Below are 19,128 nucleotides of genomic sequence, written 5' to 3'. Positions count from 1 at the left end.
CATGAGCATGCGCTGCAGCTGCAAGTCGGCAACAAGCAGGTCATGGAAGATCAGTACGCGAGGCTCTTGTTCAACACGCATACGATCCGGATCGTGCCCAGGGACGCGCCCATCGCCGCCTCAGGCTTCGTACTCTGGGAGTTCGACAAGATGCGGCCGCTGGTCTTCAGCGAGACCAACCTCGCAAACGTCTTCGTGGAGGATCCCGGCGCAATCGCACGCACCAGGCTCTTCTTCGACCGTCTGGATGAGGTCGCCTTGAGTGCGGAACAATCGCGGAGCAAGCTGGCGGAGTACATCAGCCCACCGCGAGAGGACTTCGATGACTCAGGACCGCACTTGGCGTACTAGCAGCTACAGCGGCGGAGCGGAAGACGGCAACTGCGTCGAGGTGTCATTGGCCCACAACGCCCTCGTCCGGGACTCGAAGAACGCGAGCGGCGACGTGCTCGCGTTCTCGGCTCCCGCCTGGGCTTCGCTGCTCAGGTCCCTCGGTTCTCGTTGAGGTAGTTGTAGATCGTGTAGCGGGTGACCTCCAGGACACCCGCCAGGTGGTCGACCGAGTCCCGGATGAGGAAGAAGCCGGCCTCGTCCAGGACTCGCACGACCTGGGACTTGTGCACCTTCTTCATCAGCTCGACCGGCACGCCCACGTCCGCGATCGCCTTCTCGACGAGCACGCGCTGCAGCGTGTCCACGTCCTGCGGGAACGACTCCACGGGTCCGGAGGCCTCGTGCGCGGCGAGCTTGTTGACGCACAGGCACCCCACCGCCACCCCGGCCGCGTCGCGCACGAACGTCGTCGACGACCAGATCGCCCGGCCGTCCGGCGCGTAGGTCTCGTAGCCGGGCATGTCGGTGGTCGTGCCGCGGCGGACCAGGCCGAGCAGCAGGTCGGTCATCGGCCCGCCCACCTGCCGGCCGGTGAGCGACCCGGCGATCGCGATGATCGAGTTCGGCAGCCTCGACAGGTCGTGCACGACGACCTCGGTGTCCGGGCCCAGCGCCGAGGCGAGGCTGCCGACCGTCGGCACCAGCGCCGACAGCGCCGCGGGCACCGGTGAGGAAACCGGGCCGGACAACGACTTCAGGGCGGTCCGCAGGCGTTCGAGGGTGCCGCGCGACGTCGTGGCGTGCGGCGACAGGCGGACGTGCTCGGGCCTGACCGTGGCCGTGATGCCGAAGGCGTTCAACGCCTCCCCCACCACCGGCGCCGCGTCCGGCATGGTGAACGCGAGGATGCCGGCACGCCGTTCGCGGGCCGACACGACCTTGCCGCCGCTCGACAGCACGATCTCCTCGAGCTCCGCGACGACCTCGCCGACCGCGGCGTCGATCTCCGGCACTCCCGCGCGCTCCACGAGCTCGAGCGCCTCCGCGAAGGCGCCGGACACGACCGGCGAGAGGTTCGTGATGTTCCAGGAGGCGGCGTCCGGGGCGGCGTCGTGCACCTCGTCGTCGAAGAGGCCCGCGTCGACCGCGCCCGTCCAGCCCGACAGCACCGGGTCGAGCCGTTCCAGCGCCCGGTCCGAGAGCACCACGAAACCGGTGCTCCACCCCGCCCGCAGCCACTTCTGGCCGCCGACCACCAGGACGTCGGCGAGCTCCCAGGGCTCGTCGGCCACGCCGAAGCCCTGGATGCCGTCGACGATGAGCAGCCGGTCGCCCACGGCCTCGCGCAGCGCCGCCAGGTCCGCCCGGTAGCCGGTGCGGAAGTCCACGGCGGACACCGAGAGCGCGGAGACCTCCGGCGTGAGGCGGGTGGCGACCGCGGCCGGGTGCACCGGGCCGTCCAGCACGACCGACGGGAGCCCCGCCCGCACCCACGGGTAGGTGTTGGACGGGAACTCCGCCGCCGAGTACATGACCGTGCCCGACAGCCCGAAGGCCGCCTGGAACAGGCCGGTCGAGGTGTTCGGCACCAGGGCGACGTGGTCGGTGTCCGAACGGCACAGCCGCGCGACGGCGGCCTTCACCCGCTGCTCCTCGCGCATCAGGGTGTCCACAGTGGATGGACCGGCGAGCGACGCCTGCTCCATCAACCGCGCGGTGGCCGTGACGACCGGGAGCGACGGCGGGCCGAAGCGGGCGAAGTCGAGATACCCCTCCGGTTCGCGGAACTGGGCGAGGTACGAGGCGTCGATCAACTCAGAGCACCTTTGCGAGGAACTGTTGCGTGCGCGGCTGCTGCGGATTGTCCAGCACGTCGGCCGGCGTGCCGGTCTCGACCACCGCCCCGTCGACGAGGAACACCACGCGGTCGGCGACCGAGCGGGCGAAGCCGATCTCGTGGGTGACCACGATCATCGTCATGCCGTCGCGGGCCAGCGAGGTCATGACGTCGAGCACCTCACCGACCAGCTCCGGGTCCAACGCGGACGTGGGCTCGTCGAACAGCATCAGCTTGGGTTTCATCGCCAGGGCGCGGGCGATCGCGACACGTTGCTGCTGACCACCCGAGAGCTGCGCGGGGTGGGCACCGGCCTTCTCGGCCAGCCCGACCCGTTCCAGCAGCGCCAACGCCTCCGCGCGCACCTCGGCCCTGCCCCTCCCGAGCACCTGCACGGGCCCTTCCATGATGTTCTCGAGCGCCGTGCGGTGCGGGAACAGGTTGAACCGCTGGAACACCATCCCGACGTCGCGGCGCTGGTGGGCGGCCTCGCGTTCGCGCAGTTCGTGGAGCTTGCCGTTCGCCGAGCGGAAGCCGACCGGCACGCCGTCGACCCAGATCCGCCCGGCGTCGATGGTCTCCAGGTGGTTCACGCAACGCAGGAACGTCGACTTGCCCGCACCCGAGGGCCCGAGCAGGCACACGACCTCGCCGCGCTCGACCTCCAGGTCGATGCCCTTGAGCACCTCGGTGTGGCCGAACGACTTGCGGACACCGATCGCCTCAACGAGGGCCATAAGCACGCTCCAGGTAGTGCTGCCCGATCGACGCGACGGACACCATCACGAGGTACCAGGCCGCGGCGGCGAACAGGGTTTCCATGATCTCCAGGTTCCGCGACGAGATGTTGTTCGCGGCGTGGATGAGCTCCGTGAAGGCGATCACCGACGCCATCGACGTGCCCTTGATCATGTTGATGAAGTTGTTGCCCGTCGGCGGGATGATCACCCGCATCGCCTGGGGCAGGACCACTCTGCGCAGCGTCGTCATCGGCGTCATGCCGATCGACTTCGCCGCCTCCGTCTGCCCCTCGTCGACGCTGCTGAGCCCGGCGCGCACGATCTCCGCCATGTACGCGCTCTCGTTGAGCCCCAGGCCGAGCAGCGCGGCGACGAACGCGGTCATGACCACGTTGGTGGGCACCGAGAACAGCATCGGGATGCTGATGTCCTCGAAGACCAGCGCCAGGTTGAACCAGATCAGGATCTGCAACAGCACCGGCAGCCCGCGGAACAGCCAGATGTAGCCGACCGCGAACCACCGGGCCACCGGGTTCGCCGACAACCTCATGAGCGCGACGACCACGCCGAGGACGATCGCGCCGCCCTGCGCGGCGACGGCGAGCACGATGGTGTTGAGCAGGCCTTCGAGCATCACGGGGTGCGTGAAGAACCCCGGCACGTCCTCCCACTGGATCCGGGCCTCGGACATCGCCCAGCCCAGCCCCGCGATGACCAGCACGATCACCGCGCCGCTGATCCACCGCCAGGGGTGGCTCAGCGGCACGACGACCAGTTCGTCCCTGACGTCGTGGGTGCGGGTGTCACTTGCCATTGATGGCGGCCTTCGTGATCGCGCCCTGCTTGATGTCCCAGGTGGTGACGATCTTGCCGTAGGTGCCGTCGTCGATCAGCGACTGCAGCGCGGCCTTGACCGCCTCGGACAGCTTGGCGTTCTTCTTGGCGACGCCGATCCCGTACGGCCCGCCGTTGATCGGCGCGAGCGGCACGACCTCGAAGTACTCGCCGTCACCCGCGGTCTTCGCGACGTAGACGGCCGTCGGCAGGTCGTTGAGGATCGCGGCGACCCGTCCGGTGCGCAGCTGGTTCTGGTTGCCGGTGTCGCTGTCGGTGACGCTCAGCTGCACCTCGGGCTTGCCCGCGGCCGCGCACTTCGCGCTCTGCTCCTTGGCGAACTGCTCCTGCGAGCTGCCGAGGTTCACCGCGATGCCCTTGCCGCACAGGTCGTCGGGTCCCTTGACCCCCTGCGGGTTGCCCTTCTGCACCATGATCGTGATGCCGGACGTGAAGTAGTCCACGAAGTCGATCTTCTGCTGGCGCTCGGCGGTGTCGTTCATCGCCGCCATCGTCACGTCGACGCGCCCGGTCTCGAGGCTGGTGATCAGCGAGCTGAACGCCATGTCGCTGTGCTCGACCTTCAGCCCGAGCCTGGCGCCGATCGCCTTGATCAGGTCCACCTCGGACCCCATCGGCGTCTTGCCGTCCTCGGCGTAGAAGTTGTTCGGCGGGTTCTGGATGTTCGACCCGACCTTCAACGTGCCGGCCGAGGCGATCTCCGGCGGCAGCAGGGCGGCGAGCTTGTCGTCCTTCTGGACCGACGACAGGTCGGCGGACGGCGGGGTGGACGTCTGCGAGGCGGGGTCGGACGTGGACCCGCAGGCGGCGAGCCCCAACACGAGAAGCGAGGTCACGAGCAGGCGCGGCATCATGGCGGGGACCGTACAACGCCGCGTTGAAGCCGTCCACAAAAAGTTGAACCCGCACGTCCGGGGGTGAGCGGGGCGGTCGGGAAGGTTTGGCTCCGATGCTTCGCGCCTACCTGGACTTACGCCTGGTTGAAGATCTCCACAAAAAGTTGAAGCGGTCGAAGGACACGAATCGGCAACGCGGGTGAGGCGGGGGAAGAGGCCTGACAGTGGGGCGGATGGGGGTAGAAGCAGGCGGCGGGGCGAAATGCGGCACAGCGGAACCGGCGGACCGCGGCTCTTCCACCCCACGCGACCCACCCGAGCCGCGCCCGGAAGCGCCCGGCCAACCGTCCGGGGAATTCCAGCGCCGTCCCGTCCGTTGGACGGGTTACCCGACAAACGAGGAGGACCACATGGCGACGGTCGAGCTGACCACGGAGAACTTCGACGAGGTGGTCGGCGCTGACGGCATCGTCCTGGTCGACTTCTGGGCTGAGTGGTGCGGGCCGTGCCGTGCGTTCGGGCCCACCTACGAGGCGGCGTCGAACAAGAACGAGGACATCGTGTTCGGCAAGGTCGACACCGAGGCGCAGCAGGAGCTCGCGGCCACGTTCGGCATCCGGTCGATCCCGACGCTGATGATCGTGCGCGAGGGTGTCGTGCTGTTCTCGCAGCCGGGCGCGTTGCCGGGCAACGCCTTGGACGACCTGATCGAGCAGGCGCGCAACGTGGACATGACCGAGGTCCACGCCAAGGTCAAGGAAGCCCAGGCCCAGCAGCAGGGCTGACCTGGACCTCACGGGGCCGCAAGAGGCCACGAGCACTGATTGGCTCAACCTCGCTCTGGGTAGCCGACGTGCATGAACACCGACACGTCGACCGCACAGCTGGTGAGCCAGCTGTCCGAGCAGGTGAGCAGGCTCGCGCGCGATGAGATCCGTCTCGCGGTCGTGGAGCTGAAGGACAAGGGCAAGCACGCCGGTGTCGGCGCCGGGATGTTCGGCGTGGCAGGCGTGTTCGCGTGGTGGGGTGGGCTCAGCGTCGTCGCGGGCCTGATCCTGCTGCTGGCACTCGTAGTACCGCCGTGGGCGGCCGCGCTGATCGTCGCGGCCGCCCTTCTGCTGTTCGCGGGCATCTTCGCGCTCGTCGGCAAGGGGCAGGTCAAGCAGGCCGCTCCGCCGGTGCCGCGGCAGGCGATGGACAACGTCCAGCGGGACATCGCGACGATCAAGGAGAGTGCGCACCGATGACCGACCCGAAGGAGCAGCTGCAGCGCGACGTCGAACGGACTCGGCGCGAGCTCGGTGAGACCGTGGAAGCTTTGGCGCACAAGGTCGACGTGCCCGGCCGCGTGAAGGAGCAGGCGCACGAGACGGTCGTGCGGCTCACCGCTGCCACCAACCAGGCCGTCGACTCGCTGCCCACCCCCGTGGCGGAGCAGGTCGAGAAGGCCCGCCGCCACCCCGGTGCCGTCGCGGCGGCGCTGATCGCGCTGATCGTCGCCATCTGGGCGATTTCCAGGAGGAACCGATGAAGCTCCTGTACCGACCGCTGGGAATGCTGTTCGGCGCGCTGGGAGGTTTCCTGGCGACCGCGATCTTCGGCCAGATCTGGAAGCTCGTCGCGGGCGACAAGGAGGCGCCGAGCGCCACGATGCGCAACCGCGCGTGGACCGAGGTCCTGCTGGCAGCCGCGCTGCAGGGTGCGATCTTCGGCCTGGTCAAGGCCGCGATCGACCGCGGCGGCGCCAAGGGCTTCCAGAAGCTGACGGGCGAGTGGCCCGGCGACGAGGAAGACTGAGCGAGCTGTCGCGCGTGCCCGGTCCACGGCGTCGTGGGCCGGGCATTTTCGACTGAAAGAGGCACAGTTCCAGCCTGCAGGAGTTTGAATCCTCAACTACCCTGCTGGCATGCCACAGCCAGAGGGTGCAGAGCTCGCCACCATCCGGGCCAAGCGCGACGAGCTGCGCGAACGCTACGTCAGGCCGCTCGCCGAGCGAGGCGGCTCCCCCACCCGCGGGGTGCACCACATCGCGTTGATCTGCAAGGACGTCGAGGAGACGATCGAGTTCTACCAGGAGTTCCTCGGCTTCCCGCTCGTCGAGCTCGTCGAGAACCGCGACTACAACGGCTCCAGCCACTTCTTCTTCGACCTCGGGTCGAAGAACCTGCTGGGGTTCTTCGACTTCCCGGGTCACGACCACCCGGCGTTCTCCGAGACGATCGGCGCCGTCCAGCACCTCGCGCTGTCGACGTCCGCCGAGCGGTTCGCCGAGATCAGGGCCAAGCTGGACGAGGCGGGCGTCGAGTACCTGGGGCCCGACCGCGGCGTCGAGGACAGCCTGTACATCCGCGACCCCAACGGTGTAGGGATTGAGTTCTACCGGGAAGAACTCGGTGAGTTCGAAGGCACGACACTGATCAAGTGAGGACGGAACCGCAGTGGCGCAAGAGGTCAAGGGCATCGTCGCCCGAGGCAAAGGTCTTCCCGTCGAGCTGACCTCGGTCCTGGTGCCCGACCCCGGCCCCGGCGAGGCCGTGGTGAAGGTCCAGGCGTGCGGCGTCTGCCACACCGACCTGCACTACCGCGAGGGCGGCATCAACGACGAGTTCCCGTTCCTGCTGGGCCACGAGGCCGCGGGTGTCGTGGAGTCCGTCGGTGAGGGTGTCGTGGACCTGGAGCCGGGCGACTTCGTCGTGCTGAACTGGCGCGCGGTCTGCGGCACCTGCCGCGCCTGCAAGCGCGGCAAGCCGTGGTACTGCTTCTCGACGTTCAACGCCTCGCAGCCGATGACGCTGACCGACGGCACGAAACTCTCGCCCGCGCTGGGCATCGGCGCGTTCGCGGAGAAGACCCTCGTCCACTCAGGACAGTGCACGAAGGTCGACCCGTCCGCCCGGGCCGCCGCCGTCGGCCTGCTGGGCTGCGGCGTCATGGCGGGCGTCGGCGCCGCGGTGAACACCGGCAACGTCGGCCGCGGCGACTCGGTGGCCGTGATCGGCTGCGGCGGTGTCGGGGACGGCGCCATCGCGGGCGCCCGCATCGCCGGCGCCGCGAAGATCATCGCCGTCGACACCGACCCGCGGAAGCTGGAGTGGGCCAAGGGTTTCGGCGCCACGCACACGATCAACGCCCGCGAGGTCGACGACGTCGTCACCGCGATCCAGGACCTCACCGACTCGTTCGGCGCCGACGTCGTGATCGACGCGGTGGGCCGCCCCGAGACGTGGAAGCAGGCCTTCTACGCCCGCGACCTCGCCGGCACCGTGGTCCTGGTGGGTGTCCCGACGCCGGACATGCGGCTCGACATGCCGCTGATCGACTTCTTCTCCCGCGGTGGATCGCTCAAGTCGTCCTGGTACGGCGACTGCCTGCCGTCCCGCGACTTCCCGATGCTGGTCGACCTGTACCGGCAGGGCCGCTTCGACCTCGACGCGTTCGTCACCGAGGAGATCCCGCTGGACGGCGTCGAGGCCGCCTTCGAGAAGATGCACCACGGCGACGTGCTGCGATCGGTCGTGGTGTTCTGATGGCCCTGCGCGTCGACCACACCGTCACCTCCGGCACGTTCTCGCTCGACGGCGAGACCTTCGACGTCGACAACAACGTGTGGGTCATCGGTGACGACAGCGAATGCGTCGTCATCGACGCCCCGCACTCCGTTGACGACATCCTCGAACTCGTGGCCGGGCGCCGTGTCGTCGCGATCCTCCTGACGCACGCGCACGACGACCACGTCCGGGTCGCACCGGACCTGGCGCACGCGACGAACGCGCCGATGGCGTTGCACCAGGCCGACCACGTGGTGTGGAGCCTGACGCACACCGGCGTCCTCCCGCACCAGGCGCTGGAGGACGGGCAGGTGCTCACGGTCGCCGGCGAGGAGATCCACGTGCTGCACACGCCGGGCCACTCGCCCGGCGCGGTGTGCTTCCACGTCCCCTCGCTGGGCGCGGTGTTCACCGGCGACACGCTGTTCCAGGGCGGGCCGGGCGCGACCGGGCGGTCGTTCTCGGACCGACCGACGATCGAGGCGTCGATCCGGGAGAAGCTGCTGACGCTGCCCGGCGACACCGTGGTGCACACGGGCCACGGCCCGGACACGACGATCGCCGCCGAGGTCTTCTAGGAGTCAGAACCGCGGAGGCCGCTTCTCCAGGAACGCCGACACGCCCTCGGCGTAGTCGGCGCTGGAGGCGGCCTCCGCGTACAGCGCCCGCACGAAGTCGTCCTCGTGCCCGCCGTCGACGACGGAGCCGATGATCTTCTTGGCGCCGCGCACCGACACCTGCGCCCGCCCGGCGATCTGCTCGGACAGCTCCCGCACCCTGGCGTCGAGCGACTCGGCGACCTCGTTCACGAGCCCGATCCGCAACGCCGTCGAAGCGTCGATCAGGTCGGCGGAGAACAGGATCTGCTTCGCCCAGGCGGGCCCGACGACGTCCACCAGCGCCTTGGTCGACGTGAAGTTGTAGACGATCCCGAGCTTCGCGGGCGTGATGCCGAACCGGGCGTCGGAGGCGGCCACCCGGATGTCGCAGGCGAGGGCGATCTCACACCCGCCGCCGACGCAGAACCCGGACACCGCCGCGATCGTCGGCTTGTCCAGCTGGGCGATCGCCCGTTCCCCGGCGTGCACCGCCTCGCCGTAGCGAGCGGCGCCGTCGGCCCCTCGCCGCAACGACGAGAACTCGGAGATGTCGGCCCCCGCACAGAAGTGCCCCCCGCCGCGGATCACCAGCACCCGAATGCTCTCATCTGCGGAAACGCGAGCGAGCAACCCGGGCAGCGCCGACCACATCTCGTACGACATCGCGTTGCGCTTGGCCGGGCGGTTGATCGTCAACGTGGCGACCGGACCGGCCGCGGACAGCTCCAGGAACTCGCTCACCCGCCGCACGATACCCACCGGTACCGACGGCACGCGTGGTCTCACAGGGCCGGGAACGAGGGGGTGTGCTTGTAAAGTCGCCCTGCCGAGGAGGGGAGGGCCCGTGACCGCGGCTGCCATGGGGGCTTCGACGCTCCGCGCTCTCGCGGTGCGTCTGCGGACGACCGCGCCCGTGTCCGCGCGCATCCTCTCCGAGCTGGCGAGCGAGCTCGACCGCGGCGGGCCCGTGGCGGACCTGCTGTGCTCGCACAGCGCCGTGCACAGCCCGTTGTTCGGGGTCCAGGCGCTCGCGGGCGTGCGGTTGCTGATGCTGTCGGGCAGGGCGCCGGAGCTCAGCCGGCGGTTCGCCAGTGCGCAGGCCGCCGCGATGAGCGGCGAGTCGGACTCGCCGGCGCTGCTCACGTGGCTGGCGGCGCGGGACGCGATCGTCGAGAACCCCGGCGAGGTCCTGGCCGCGCTCGACCGGACGGTGCAGCAGCACCAGCCCAAGACCGCCGGGTTCCTGCTGCGCGGACTGACGATGATCGGCGCGCCGAAGGTGCGACTGCTCGAGCTCGGGGCGTGCGCCGGGCTGAACCTGATCCTCGACCACTACCGCTGGTTCGGGCTCGGCTGGGAGTGGGGCGACAAGGACTCGCCGGTGCGGCTGGCGGCGACGGGGCCGCAGCCGCCGCGGCTGGAGATCGTCGACCGGGCGGGCTGCGACCTGCAGCCGCGCGACCCGGCCGACCCCAAGCACGCCATGATCCTGCAGTCGTTCATCCCGCCGGAGCACGACTCGCTGCGGTGGGACCTCGACGACGCCATCGACCTCGCCGCCAAGGTGGGCGTGAAGGTCGCGCGGTCCCCCGCCGGGCGGTGGCTGCGGGAGAACCTCGTGCCGCCGGAGGGCCGCGGCACGTACACGGTGGTCTGGCACAGCTCCTTCTGGTCGTACCTCACCGAGGACGAGCGCCACGAGATCGAGACGACGCTGACGGCGGCGGCCGGCTCGATGCCTCTCGCGCGCGTCGCCTACGAGTCGACTGACTTTCGCTCGAACCCCCGCCTGACGGTCACCATCTACAGCTAGCGTGCGGCGGCGTGAAAACGATTCGCGCCTCCCTGCTGGCCGTCGCCCTCTTCACCACGGCCCTCACCGCGCCCGCCCACGCCGCCGTGTCCGACCACGACCTGGCGTCGCACTGGGCGCCGGTGCACCACCAGGACACCGACGACTCCGACGCCGACGCCGACTACCTGTCCACTGTGGACTTCGACGGCAACTGGAACACCTCGGACAACTGGGAGAACCAGCCCCAGCTCGCCAAGCTCACCGGCGCCTCCTACTACTCCGTGGTCGAGACGTCCACGCACTGGTTCCTCGTCTACAGCTTCTTCCACCCGCGCGACTGGGACGACCAGCCGGACCCGTTCGGCACGAGGACGCACGAGAACGACCTGGAGGGCGTGCTGCTCGTCGTCCGCAGGGACACCGGGTTCGGCAAGCTGGAGGCCGCGATCACCGTGGCGCACAGCGACTTCTACTCCTACGTGCCCGCCGGCTCACCGTTCCGGAGCGGCGCGGAGACCGTCGACGGCACGTTGCTGCTGGTCGGCGGCCGTCCCGCCACGTGGCAGGAGGCCAAGGGCCACGGCCTGTACCGCTGGGACGGCAACGACTTCCCCGGCGGCGACGGCGTGGTCTACTTCCCCGCCGCCACGGGTGAGGTCCCGTCGGGCGGCAACGACCGCAACGTCGGCTACCGCCTCGTGAACACCTTCGACGCGAACGGCATGTGGGCGCGCCGCAACAACTCCGAGACGTTTTCGTCTTTCGGCACGTTCCGCGGTGACAACGGCAAGGACAACGCCGCCAACGCGCCGTGGGGCTGGGACGACCAGAACGACGGCGCGATCTACCGCGGCCACCTGGCCACGGACCCGGCGCTGGTGGTCGACCGGTACTTCTCGGGCAAGGGCGACTTCAGCCTCACCTACACGCGCAACGCCTTCCGCTGACACATCAACCTTCTGCCGGCCGCATCGGGCGGTAACGGATCATCCGTTCGCGCGTCCCCTGTCCGAGGTGCGCCTCCCTCGTCAGGTGGCCGTCGACATCGGCGCAGGCAGACAACTTGTCGCCCGTTCAGCTAGGGAATGTCGGGCATGTTTTTCACCGTCCACCCCGGATACTCCAAACGGCGCAACGAGGTCGTTCCGCTGCGGGGAGGTGCTTGATCGCGGAACACCCGCGCGACGGTGGGCGGCGAAGTCCTGTCCCCCGGCTCGAACGTCAACCCCGCGGCCCGGACGCCGATCGACTCCGGGCTGTGGAGGGACACCGCGGCCGGACGACTGGCACGCCTCCATCTCCAGAGGTTGTCGTCAAGAGAGGAAGAACATGCGCAAGCACGTCAAATCAGGCCTTCTGGCCGCGGCTGTGGCCACAGGCCTCGTGCTGGCGGGCGGATCGACCGCCAGTGCCGGCACCGGCGCCCTCCACCCGTTCCGGATCGGCGCAGGACATCATCACCCGATGTCCGCGAAGTGGTTCAGTCACAAGGCTGCGGCATCGGCCGTGGCCGGACACGGCGGGCACTCCGGCGAGGGCGGCGACGCGGCCGCCACGAACAACGCGACGAGCGGCGACTCGGGTGAGTCCGGCGACTCCGGCTCCACCGGGCACAACTCCGCGCTGGTGATGTGCGTGCACTCGAAGTGCCAGACCGGAACGAACTCGGGCAACTCGGGCAGCACGTCCACGGGGAACACCGGCGACGCGATCAACACCAGCATCACCCACGGCGGCAACACCGGCCACGGCGGCAACGGCGGCAACGCCCACGCGGCAGCGAACAACTCGGTCTCGGCCAACTGGGACGGGGACGACGAGGAAGCCGGCGAGGAAAAGGACAAGCGCACCCCCGGCCACCACCACCACGGGAACTCGGCCGACAGCGACGCCACCGCGACCGCGACGGCCGGCAACGGCGGGTCTTCCGGTGACGGCGGCGACGCCAGCAACACCAACAACGCCACCACCGGCGACAGCGACGACTCCGGTGACTCCGGCGACACCGGCCACAACTCGGCGACCGTGATGTGCGTGCACTCCACCTGCCTCACCGGCACGCACTCCGGTGACTCCGGTGGCACCTCCACCGGGAACACCGGCGACGCGATCAACATCAGCAACACCCACGGCGGCAACACCGGCCACGGCGGTAACGGCGGCAACGCCCACGCAGCGGCCACGAACACCACCGCGATCGAGTCGGACGACGACGCCAAGGCCCCGCACGGCGGCGCGCACAGCAACGCCACGGCCACCGCGACGGCCGGCAACGGCGGGCCTTCCGGTAACGGCGGCGACGCCAGCAACACCAACAACGCCACCACCGGCGACAGCGGCGACTCGGGCGACTCCGGCGACACCGGCCACAACTCGGCGACCGTGATGTGCGTGCACTCCACCTGCCTCACCGGCACGCACTCCGGTCACTCCGGTAGCACCTCCACCGGGAACGCCAGCGACGCGATCAACGCCAGCAACACCCACGGCGGCAACACCGGCCACGGCGGCCACGGCGGCAACGCCCACGCAGCGGCCACGAACCTGCTCGAGGCGGTGAACGACTGACCACGACCCTCTGAAGCGATCACGCGCGGAGCGGGTGGGAGCCGCGTCCCACCCGCTTTCCCCCGCGCGGCAGGGGTTCTAGTGGCTCGTCGCAGATGGTTGACCCGGTAATCGCTCTTCCGGGCTGACCGGCAGGCTGGTCCCGCGTGTCGTGTGCGGGGGGTGGTTGTGGCTCGTCGACCGAGCGTGTTCGTCCGGCCGTCGTCGATGGAGGAAGGCCGCAAGCTGCAGCGGATCCGCCGGAGCTCGAAGGATCCGATCCGGCTGCGGCGGGCGATCGTGGTGCTGATGTCCGGCCAGGGCCAGGCCGTCCGGGACATCACCTCGTTGATGCAGGTCAGCGAGGACTATGTGCGCGATGTCATCCACGCGTTCAACGAACGGGGGGTTGCGACGCTGGACCCAAAATGGAGCGGGGACGCCGGAAGACGATCGGTGAGCAGATCCGTGACCGGATCTGCCTGATCGCCCGGACGTCCCCCGCCGACTGGGGCATCACCGCGTTCTCCACCTGGTCGCTGGCCAAGCTGCGTGATCACCTGCTCGAGCGCGGCACGGTCGCGGCGATCAGCCGGGAGACCCTGCGCCGCATCCTGCGCGGGGCAGGGATCACGTGGCAGACCACCACGACGTGGAAGGCCTCACCCGACCCGGACTTCATCGCCACAATGCAACGGATACTCGACCTCTACGATCACCCGCCCACCGATGGGCGGGTGATCTGCGTCGACGAGTTCGGGCCACTGAACCTGTTACCCCGCAGGGGAAAGGTCTGGAGGCCGCGGACCAGACCGAAGCGGTTGCGGGCGACCTACCACCGCTACGACGGGGGTCATGCAGATGCTCGCCGCGCTCGACCTGGCCACCGGCAAACTGGGCGGCACCGACCACCGCTCTCGTGAGTTGGTAGACAAAGTCTTGCTTGCTCTGGCGGAAGATGGCGCGGTGATGTTCACGCCCGAGATGAACCAGCGCCTCCTGACGCCGATGGATCGTCACTGCGCGCTGTGGATCGGGGGCGAGTTCAAGCACCTGATGCGCCGTTTGTGAGCGCCGCGGTTGGTCCGTAGTGCTACGGGGCCCCGGACCTCTTGGGTCCGGGGCCCCGTAGCGTTGAGTCCTCTAGCGGTCGTGGCGGACGAGTCGTGCGCCTGTTGTAGGTCGATCCCGGCCGCCACAGGACATCTCTTGCCCTTGCGATCAAGCGCTGCGTTACCTCGTCTGGGCGTTTGGGCTGAGGAAGCTCCAGCCAAGGCCACAAGCCGCGTAGGAACTGCCTGGATCACCCTGCCTCACCCAAGAGCCGTAGAAGTTCGAGTAGTCCACGCTGCCCGTAGGAGTGATGTACTTGCAGTAGGCCACGGCCCGGTACTGCGTGCCGGAGGCGGACGCGTAGCAGTAGGCCCTCGCCCCGTTGCCCTCCTGTGAGGCGCTGCAGTAAGCGGGAGCCGCAGTCGCGGGAGATGCCAGGGAAACGGACAACCCGGCAACCATCAGTGTCGCGGCGAACACGTTTTTTGCGATCCGAGAGTGCATCGATCCTGCCTTCCGGCGTGGGCAATAGGTACCTCCTGCCTACGTCAGCGGGAAGTGGCAGGTTGCCGCACTGGCTCGACTTCACCCGAATGGTCCAGGACCTTGGTCTGGGAGGAGGGGGGCGGTGACTTCCTTACCTCTGTGTCGGTGACTGTTGGCACGATCGTGCCGCTGCCGTTGACGGCCATATCCGCGTGCGTGCCGCCGGACGAGGACTTCACTGGCGTCGCGGGCTCGGTGAACACCCTGGTGGTGCACAGCGGCATCAACGAGCACCACGACGCCGGTAACGGCCGGGACGCCCTCACCTCAGGGGAGGGTCGTGTCGCGGGTGTCGTTGCTGAGGCCGATTCGGGCGGACAACGACGTCCCATCTGCCGTCCGCTCGAACCGGCCATCCATCTACAACCCCGTTGCGCCAGCCGCCGTGTTCTAGTGGCTCGTCGCAGATGGTTGACCCGGTAATCGCTCTTTCGGGCTGACCGTCAGGCTGGTCCCGCGTGTCGTGTGCGCTACCCCGCAGGGAAAAGGTCTGGAGGCCGCGGACCAGGCCGAAGCGGTTGCGGGCGACCTACCACCGCTACGACGGGGGTCATGCAGATGCTCGCCGCGCTCGACCTGGCCACCGGCAAACTGTTCTACCGCATCCGCCCGCGCAAACGCGCGATCGAGTTCCTGGCCTTCCTCAAGACCCTGCGGGCGCGGTGGGCCGGCGAGAAGTTGTACGTCATCTGCGACAACTACTCGCCGCACCGCAACGCCGACGTCCGCGCCTGGTGCGCGGACAATGAGATCGAGCTGATCTACCTGCCGACCTACGGGTCCTGGCTGAACTGGGTCGAAGCCGAGTTCGCCGCCCTGCACTACTTCGCCCTGGGCGGCACCGACCACCGCAGCCACGCCGAGCAGAACGCCGCCATCAGCGCCTACATCCGTTGGCACAACACCCGAGCCGAGCCCAAGACCGGCTTCGCCACCGACTCACCCATCCGAACCTGGACCCATTACCCGGTCAAGGCAGCCTGACAAGCCACTAGGCCGCGCGCGGGTAGAGCCGTGCCATTCCCGGAGGCGCGGCGAACGGCGCCCACGTGCCCTCCGCCTGCGCGAGCCGGTCCGCGACGACCCACAGCACGCTCGAGTTGAAGCCGTAACCCAGGTGCGAGGACGACACCTGCACGTTCTCCCTGCACGGTCCCGGTTCCTCGACGCACGACTCCCAAGACACGATGCCGTCGGTCTTCGAGTAGATCGACGTGGCGGGCACCGGGATCGGCGGCCTCGTCGCCTCGGGCGGCGGGAACTCGTCCTTCGGGATGTGCAGGCGTGAGAACAACGCGAACGCGGGCATCGCCCGCGACTGCACGGGATCGCTCATGTTGTACGGCGACCCGAGCGTGATGACCTGGCGGACGCGGTGCGGGTGGTCGCGCGCCATCTCACGCGCGAAGATCCCGCCCAGCGACCAGCCCACGATCGACACGGGCCCGCCGAACTCGTCGGACACCTTCTTCACCAAGGCGTGCATGCCGTCGACGGCCTTGCGCGTCGGCCCGATGTTGCGGCCGAGGCCCCACGGGTTCACCCGGTGGCCCAGACCGGACAGGAAACGGCGCAGCATCACCGTGGACGAGTCGGCCGCGCCGAGCCCGGGGAACACGAGCACCGGGTGCCCGTCCCCGGCCGGAGCGCCCTTGAGCATCGACCGCGTGGCCACGAACCCGCTCACGTCCAAGGCGCAGCGGGTGGGCTCGGTGAGGTACCAGAACAGACCGGGTGCCGAGCCTCTGACGAGGCGCAGGCGAGAGGCAGCAGGAACTTCGACGACCTCGTCCGGGACAGCAGCGGACATAGGAGCCCTCCCCACACGTCGACAACCCCGAGCCGGCGCCCCGGACGGCTTCGCCCAGTGGGTCCATGATGTTTCGTGATCGATCTTTTTGCCAGCACTTTCGAGTCTCGATTCGCCACCCGGACGTAACGCGTCGGCAACCTCACAGCTGTGCAGTGCCTCTCACCTGCATGGACGTCGATTGGGACGCACGGCTCCTCTACTGTTTCCCGAGTGGATCGCATGAGCTCCCTGGACGCCGGCTTCTACTTCATCGAGGACGAGAACGTGCCGATGCACGTCGGTTCCGTCCTGGTCTTCGACGGCCCGGTGCCGTCCTACGGTGACGTGATCCGCCTTTTCCTGGCGCGCATGGACCAGGTGCCGCGCTACCGGCAGAAGGTGAAGGCGCTGCCGTTCCACGTCGGGCGTCCGGTCTGGGTCGACGACGACCACTTCAACATCCTCTACCACGTGCGCCACACCGCCGTGCCGGCGCCGGGCGGCGAGGACCAGCTGCGCAACCTCGCGGGCCGGATCTTCGCGCAGAGGCTCGACGGCTCGAAGCCGCTGTGGGAGGCGTGGCTCGTCGAGGGTCTCGAGGGCGACCGCTGGGCGATCATCTCCAAGGTCCACCACTGCATGATCGACGGGGTGTCCGGTTCGGACATGCTGCAGCTCATGCTCGACTTCCGGCGGGACAGCGAGCTGCCGGAGCCCGCGGAGTGGACGCCGCGGCCGCAGCCCTCGACGCTCGACCTGGTCGTCGACGGCGTGCGCGACGCCGTGGTGACGCCGGTGCAGCACCTGTCGGCGTTGCCGGCGATCGCGCGCAACGTCCGGTCCTTCAACGAGATCGTGGACTTCGGCAAGTCCGTTCTCGGTTCTCTTCCCGGTACGGCACGTCGCTTGGTGACGCGGGCGGCGACGTCGCTGAACGGTCCTATCGGGCCACACCGCCGCTGGGTGTGGGCGCGCGCGAACCTGGCGGAGATCAAGCAGATCCGCACGGCCGCCGGCGGCACCGTCAACGACGTCATCCTGACGGCGATCACGCGCGGTTTCCGCGACCTGCTGGAGAAGCGCGGCGAGCTGACCGAGGGCATGGTCGTGCGGACCATGGTGCCCGTGTCGATGCGCAAGGCCAACCAGCACAACGAGCTGAACAACCGCGTCAGCGCCGTGCTGGTGAACCTGCCCGTGGGCGAAGCCGATCCGGTGAAGCGCCTCGCGTCGATCCGCGCGCAGATGGACGACCTGAAGAGCTCGCGCCAAGCCGCCGGCGCCGACGTCATCACGAACCTGTCGAACTTCGCCGCGCCGACGCTCATGGCGCTGGGGTCGCGGACCGCGATGCGGTTCCCGCAGCAGATCCTGCAGACCGTCACCACGAACGTCCCCGGTCCGCGCATCCCGCTCTACATGCTCGGCCGGCCGCTGGTGGAGATGTTCCCGTACGTGCCGGTCGCCTCGACGATCCGGATCACGGTCGGCATCTTCTCCTACCTCGACCGGATCACGTTCGGCATCAACGCCGACTTCGACGGCGTGCCGGACGTGCAGCTGCTCGCGGACGGCATCCGCACGGGCTTCGACGAGATGGTCGCGCTGGCCGCGGAGGCGGTGGAGAAGACCGAGACCAAGGCGGCGGACAACGGCGTGAAGCCGGAGACGACGGCCTGAGGCACGAGCCCGGTCAGCCGGCCCCGGTGATCAGGCGGTTGGTCTCCATCCAGTCGAGGACGCGTTCGGACACGACCTCGGGGATCTCCATCTGGGGCACGTGACCGATGCCCGCGTATTCGTCGTAGCGCCAGTGCGGGTGCTTGCGCGCCACGTGCCGGGCGGCGACGACGTTGACGAGCCGGTCGCGGTCGCCGCTCATCAGGAACACGGGCACGCGGATCTTCGCCATCGCCGCGAAGTAGGCGCCGCGCTTGGACGTCGTGAAGACGGTGCTGCGCGCGGCGGCGAGGAACGCCTTGTCGAGGCCGTCGACCCCGGCGCGCTCGCCGATCAGGTGCTCCGAGGCCCGCTTGAGCTCCTCGGGGATGACCGACGGGTCGGCGCAGCACAGTTCGAGGACGCGCTCCACCTGGCGGCGCGCGGAGGCGGCCCGCGACCTCGCGAGGAACCGTTCGCCCAGGCCCGGCACCGAGTACAGGAAGAACGTGCTGAGCATCGTCGGGTCCGGCCGCGTCCCGAGCACCATCGGCAGCGCGGGGTCGACCAGCACCAGTCCCCGGACCCGCTCGGGGTTCGCGACGGTCTGGAAGAGCGAGATCATCCCGCCCATCGAGTTGCCGACCAGGACGACCGGCTCGCCGACGACCTCGTCGAGGAAGCGGCCGAGCAGCTCCGTGTTCGCCTGGACCGTGGTCTCGCGGCCCTCGGGGTGGGTCAGCCCGTGCCCGGCGAGGTCGACGGCCGTGACGCGGGCCCGGCGCGCGAGCAACGGCGCCAGCAGCACCCAGTTGAGGTGGGAGCCGCCGAGGCCGTGCACGAGGACGATCCGCGGGCCGTCGGCCGGTCCGCCGAAGTCGACCCAGTGCACGGGGCCGCCGAGATCCGCGCGGTGGCTGGTGCCGCCGAAGTTCGCCACAGTCGTCATACCAACCAGTATGTCGGTTGAACTGACCGGGTGGTAGCG

At 69.1% G+C, this 19,128-nt stretch carries 24 protein-coding genes and 1 pseudogene; 17 read left to right on the top strand and 8 right to left on the bottom strand.

Features of this window, described 5'->3' with window-relative positions; all coding sequences use genetic code 11:
• Window positions 1-351, top strand: a 351-nt coding sequence (locus BLQ91_RS28400; protein WP_218130441.1) for a Scr1 family TA system antitoxin-like transcriptional regulator, incomplete at its 5' end; no start/stop codon positions are given.
• Complete coding sequence (locus BLQ91_RS28395) at window positions 323-505, top strand: DUF397 domain-containing protein (RefSeq protein WP_090101577.1); 183 nt, start codon at window positions 323-325, stop codon at window positions 503-505. The genes BLQ91_RS28400 and BLQ91_RS28395, both read left to right, overlap by 29 nt.
• Here the strand turns inward: BLQ91_RS28395 and BLQ91_RS28390 are convergent.
• From BLQ91_RS28390 to BLQ91_RS28375, 4 genes are read right to left on the bottom strand one after another with little or no spacing between them, the layout of a single operon-like run.
• Complete coding sequence (locus BLQ91_RS28390) at window positions 483-2,147, bottom strand: aminotransferase class V-fold PLP-dependent enzyme (protein ID WP_090101574.1); 1,665 nt, start codon at window positions 2,145-2,147, stop codon at window positions 483-485. The two genes, BLQ91_RS28395 and BLQ91_RS28390, sit on opposite strands and share 23 nt — an antisense overlap.
• Window position 2,148: 1 nt before the next feature.
• The gene (locus tag BLQ91_RS28385) at window positions 2,149-2,907 is read right to left on the bottom strand and encodes an amino acid ABC transporter ATP-binding protein (protein ID WP_176959992.1); all 759 of its coding nucleotides are present in this window, start codon (window positions 2,905-2,907) and stop codon (window positions 2,149-2,151) included.
• A complete protein-coding gene (locus BLQ91_RS28380) occupies window positions 2,894-3,724 on the bottom strand; it encodes an amino acid ABC transporter permease (protein ID WP_090101570.1) in 831 nt (276 codons plus the stop codon). Before BLQ91_RS28380 ends, BLQ91_RS28385 begins: the two co-directional genes overlap by 14 nt.
• On the bottom strand, window positions 3,714-4,619 hold the full coding sequence (locus tag BLQ91_RS28375) for an ABC transporter substrate-binding protein (RefSeq protein ID WP_090101567.1): 906 nt from the start codon (window positions 4,617-4,619) through the stop codon (window positions 3,714-3,716). Before BLQ91_RS28375 ends, BLQ91_RS28380 begins: the two co-directional genes overlap by 11 nt.
• 392 nt (window positions 4,620-5,011) lie before the next feature.
• Here BLQ91_RS28375 and trxA point away from each other — a divergent pair, with 392 nt between their 5' ends.
• The 7 genes from trxA (at window position 5,012) to BLQ91_RS28340 (ending at window position 8,727) form a co-directional block, all read left to right on the top strand.
• Window positions 5,012-5,386 carry a thioredoxin gene (trxA, locus tag BLQ91_RS28370; RefSeq protein WP_090101565.1) on the top strand — a complete coding sequence of 125 codons (375 nt, stop codon included), beginning with the start codon at window positions 5,012-5,014 and terminating at the stop codon, window positions 5,384-5,386.
• A gap of 72 nt (window positions 5,387-5,458) precedes the next feature.
• Window positions 5,459-5,848, top strand: coding sequence for a phage holin family protein (locus tag BLQ91_RS28365; RefSeq protein ID WP_090101563.1), 390 nt, complete (start codon window positions 5,459-5,461; stop codon window positions 5,846-5,848).
• Window positions 5,845-6,132 (top strand): DUF3618 domain-containing protein, encoded by a 288-nt coding sequence (locus BLQ91_RS28360; protein ID WP_090101562.1) that lies wholly within the window; start codon window positions 5,845-5,847, stop codon window positions 6,130-6,132. The genes BLQ91_RS28365 and BLQ91_RS28360 overlap by 4 nt, the downstream gene beginning before the upstream one ends.
• Window positions 6,129-6,398: a DUF4235 domain-containing protein gene (locus BLQ91_RS28355; protein WP_090101560.1), complete on the top strand. Its 270-nt coding sequence runs from the start codon at window positions 6,129-6,131 to the stop codon at window positions 6,396-6,398. The genes BLQ91_RS28360 and BLQ91_RS28355 overlap by 4 nt, the downstream gene beginning before the upstream one ends.
• 109 nt (window positions 6,399-6,507) lie before the next feature.
• On the top strand, window positions 6,508-7,026 hold the full coding sequence (locus BLQ91_RS28350; RefSeq protein ID WP_090101559.1) for a VOC family protein: 519 nt from the start codon (window positions 6,508-6,510) through the stop codon (window positions 7,024-7,026).
• 13 nt (window positions 7,027-7,039) lie between these two features.
• Window positions 7,040-8,128 (top strand): S-(hydroxymethyl)mycothiol dehydrogenase, encoded by a 1,089-nt coding sequence (locus tag BLQ91_RS28345; RefSeq protein WP_090101557.1) that lies wholly within the window; start codon window positions 7,040-7,042, stop codon window positions 8,126-8,128.
• A complete protein-coding gene (locus BLQ91_RS28340; protein WP_090101554.1) occupies window positions 8,128-8,727 on the top strand; it encodes an MBL fold metallo-hydrolase in 600 nt (199 codons plus the stop codon). The genes BLQ91_RS28345 and BLQ91_RS28340 overlap by 1 nt, the downstream gene beginning before the upstream one ends.
• Before the next feature lie 3 nt (window positions 8,728-8,730).
• Here the strand turns inward: BLQ91_RS28340 and BLQ91_RS28335 are convergent, their stop codons facing one another.
• Entirely contained in the window at window positions 8,731-9,489 is a 759-nt protein-coding gene (locus BLQ91_RS28335) for an enoyl-CoA hydratase/isomerase family protein (protein ID WP_090101637.1), read from the bottom strand.
• 103 nt (window positions 9,490-9,592) lie between these two features.
• Between BLQ91_RS28335 and BLQ91_RS28330 the strand changes: the two genes are divergently transcribed.
• The 5 genes and pseudogenes from BLQ91_RS28330 to BLQ91_RS43650 form a co-directional block, all read left to right on the top strand.
• On the top strand, window positions 9,593-10,561 hold the full coding sequence (locus BLQ91_RS28330) for a DUF2332 family protein (protein WP_143022847.1): 969 nt from the start codon (window positions 9,593-9,595) through the stop codon (window positions 10,559-10,561).
• 11 nt (window positions 10,562-10,572) lie between these two features.
• Window positions 10,573-11,490, top strand: coding sequence for a hypothetical protein (locus BLQ91_RS28325; protein ID WP_090101549.1), 918 nt, complete (start codon window positions 10,573-10,575; stop codon window positions 11,488-11,490).
• A 517-nt stretch (window positions 11,491-12,007) separates the two neighbouring features.
• The gene (locus BLQ91_RS41645; protein WP_176959990.1) at window positions 12,008-13,111 is read left to right on the top strand and encodes a hypothetical protein; all 1,104 of its coding nucleotides are present in this window, start codon (window positions 12,008-12,010) and stop codon (window positions 13,109-13,111) included.
• A 207-nt stretch (window positions 13,112-13,318) separates the two neighbouring features.
• On the top strand, window positions 13,319-13,576 hold the full coding sequence (locus tag BLQ91_RS42920; RefSeq protein ID WP_245733859.1) for a helix-turn-helix domain-containing protein: 258 nt from the start codon (window positions 13,319-13,321) through the stop codon (window positions 13,574-13,576).
• Window positions 13,519-13,647, top strand: a pseudogene (locus BLQ91_RS43650) (hypothetical protein); the annotation flags it as partial. The gene BLQ91_RS42920 and the pseudogene BLQ91_RS43650, both read left to right, overlap by 58 nt.
• On the opposite strand, the gene BLQ91_RS43435 reads toward BLQ91_RS43650, so the two are convergent.
• Entirely contained in the window at window positions 13,647-13,772 is a 126-nt protein-coding gene (locus BLQ91_RS43435; RefSeq protein WP_281199655.1) for a hypothetical protein, read from the bottom strand. The pseudogene BLQ91_RS43650 and the gene BLQ91_RS43435 sit on opposite strands and share 1 nt — an antisense overlap.
• 173 nt (window positions 13,773-13,945) lie before the next feature.
• Here BLQ91_RS43435 and BLQ91_RS42915 point away from each other — a divergent pair, with 173 nt between their 5' ends.
• Window positions 13,946-14,161, top strand: a complete 216-nt coding sequence (locus BLQ91_RS42915) for a hypothetical protein (RefSeq protein ID WP_245733858.1) — start codon at window positions 13,946-13,948, stop codon at window positions 14,159-14,161.
• A 993-nt stretch (window positions 14,162-15,154) separates the two neighbouring features.
• Entirely contained in the window at window positions 15,155-15,673 is a 519-nt protein-coding gene (locus BLQ91_RS28300; RefSeq protein ID WP_425412553.1) for a transposase, read from the top strand.
• A gap of 7 nt (window positions 15,674-15,680) precedes the next feature.
• Here BLQ91_RS28300 and BLQ91_RS28295 read toward each other — a convergent pair whose 3' ends face one another.
• On the bottom strand, window positions 15,681-16,499 hold the full coding sequence (locus tag BLQ91_RS28295; protein ID WP_090101540.1) for an esterase/lipase family protein: 819 nt from the start codon (window positions 16,497-16,499) through the stop codon (window positions 15,681-15,683).
• A gap of 222 nt (window positions 16,500-16,721) precedes the next feature.
• Between BLQ91_RS28295 and BLQ91_RS28290 the strand changes: the two genes are divergently transcribed.
• Window positions 16,722-18,161, top strand: a complete 1,440-nt coding sequence (locus BLQ91_RS28290) for a WS/DGAT/MGAT family O-acyltransferase (protein WP_245733864.1) — start codon at window positions 16,722-16,724, stop codon at window positions 18,159-18,161.
• A gap of 13 nt (window positions 18,162-18,174) precedes the next feature.
• Here the strand turns inward: BLQ91_RS28290 and BLQ91_RS28285 are convergent, their stop codons facing one another.
• Complete coding sequence (locus BLQ91_RS28285; RefSeq protein WP_090101536.1) at window positions 18,175-19,089, bottom strand: alpha/beta fold hydrolase; 915 nt, start codon at window positions 19,087-19,089, stop codon at window positions 18,175-18,177.
• Window positions 19,090-19,128 lie beyond the last annotated feature (39 nt).

This window comes from Lentzea jiangxiensis, assembly GCF_900104175.1.
Lineage (GTDB): Bacteria > Actinomycetota > Actinomycetes > Mycobacteriales > Pseudonocardiaceae > Lentzea > Lentzea jiangxiensis.
Note: the sequence above shows the minus strand (reverse complement) of the source record. Positions and strands in the feature narration are given on the sequence as shown.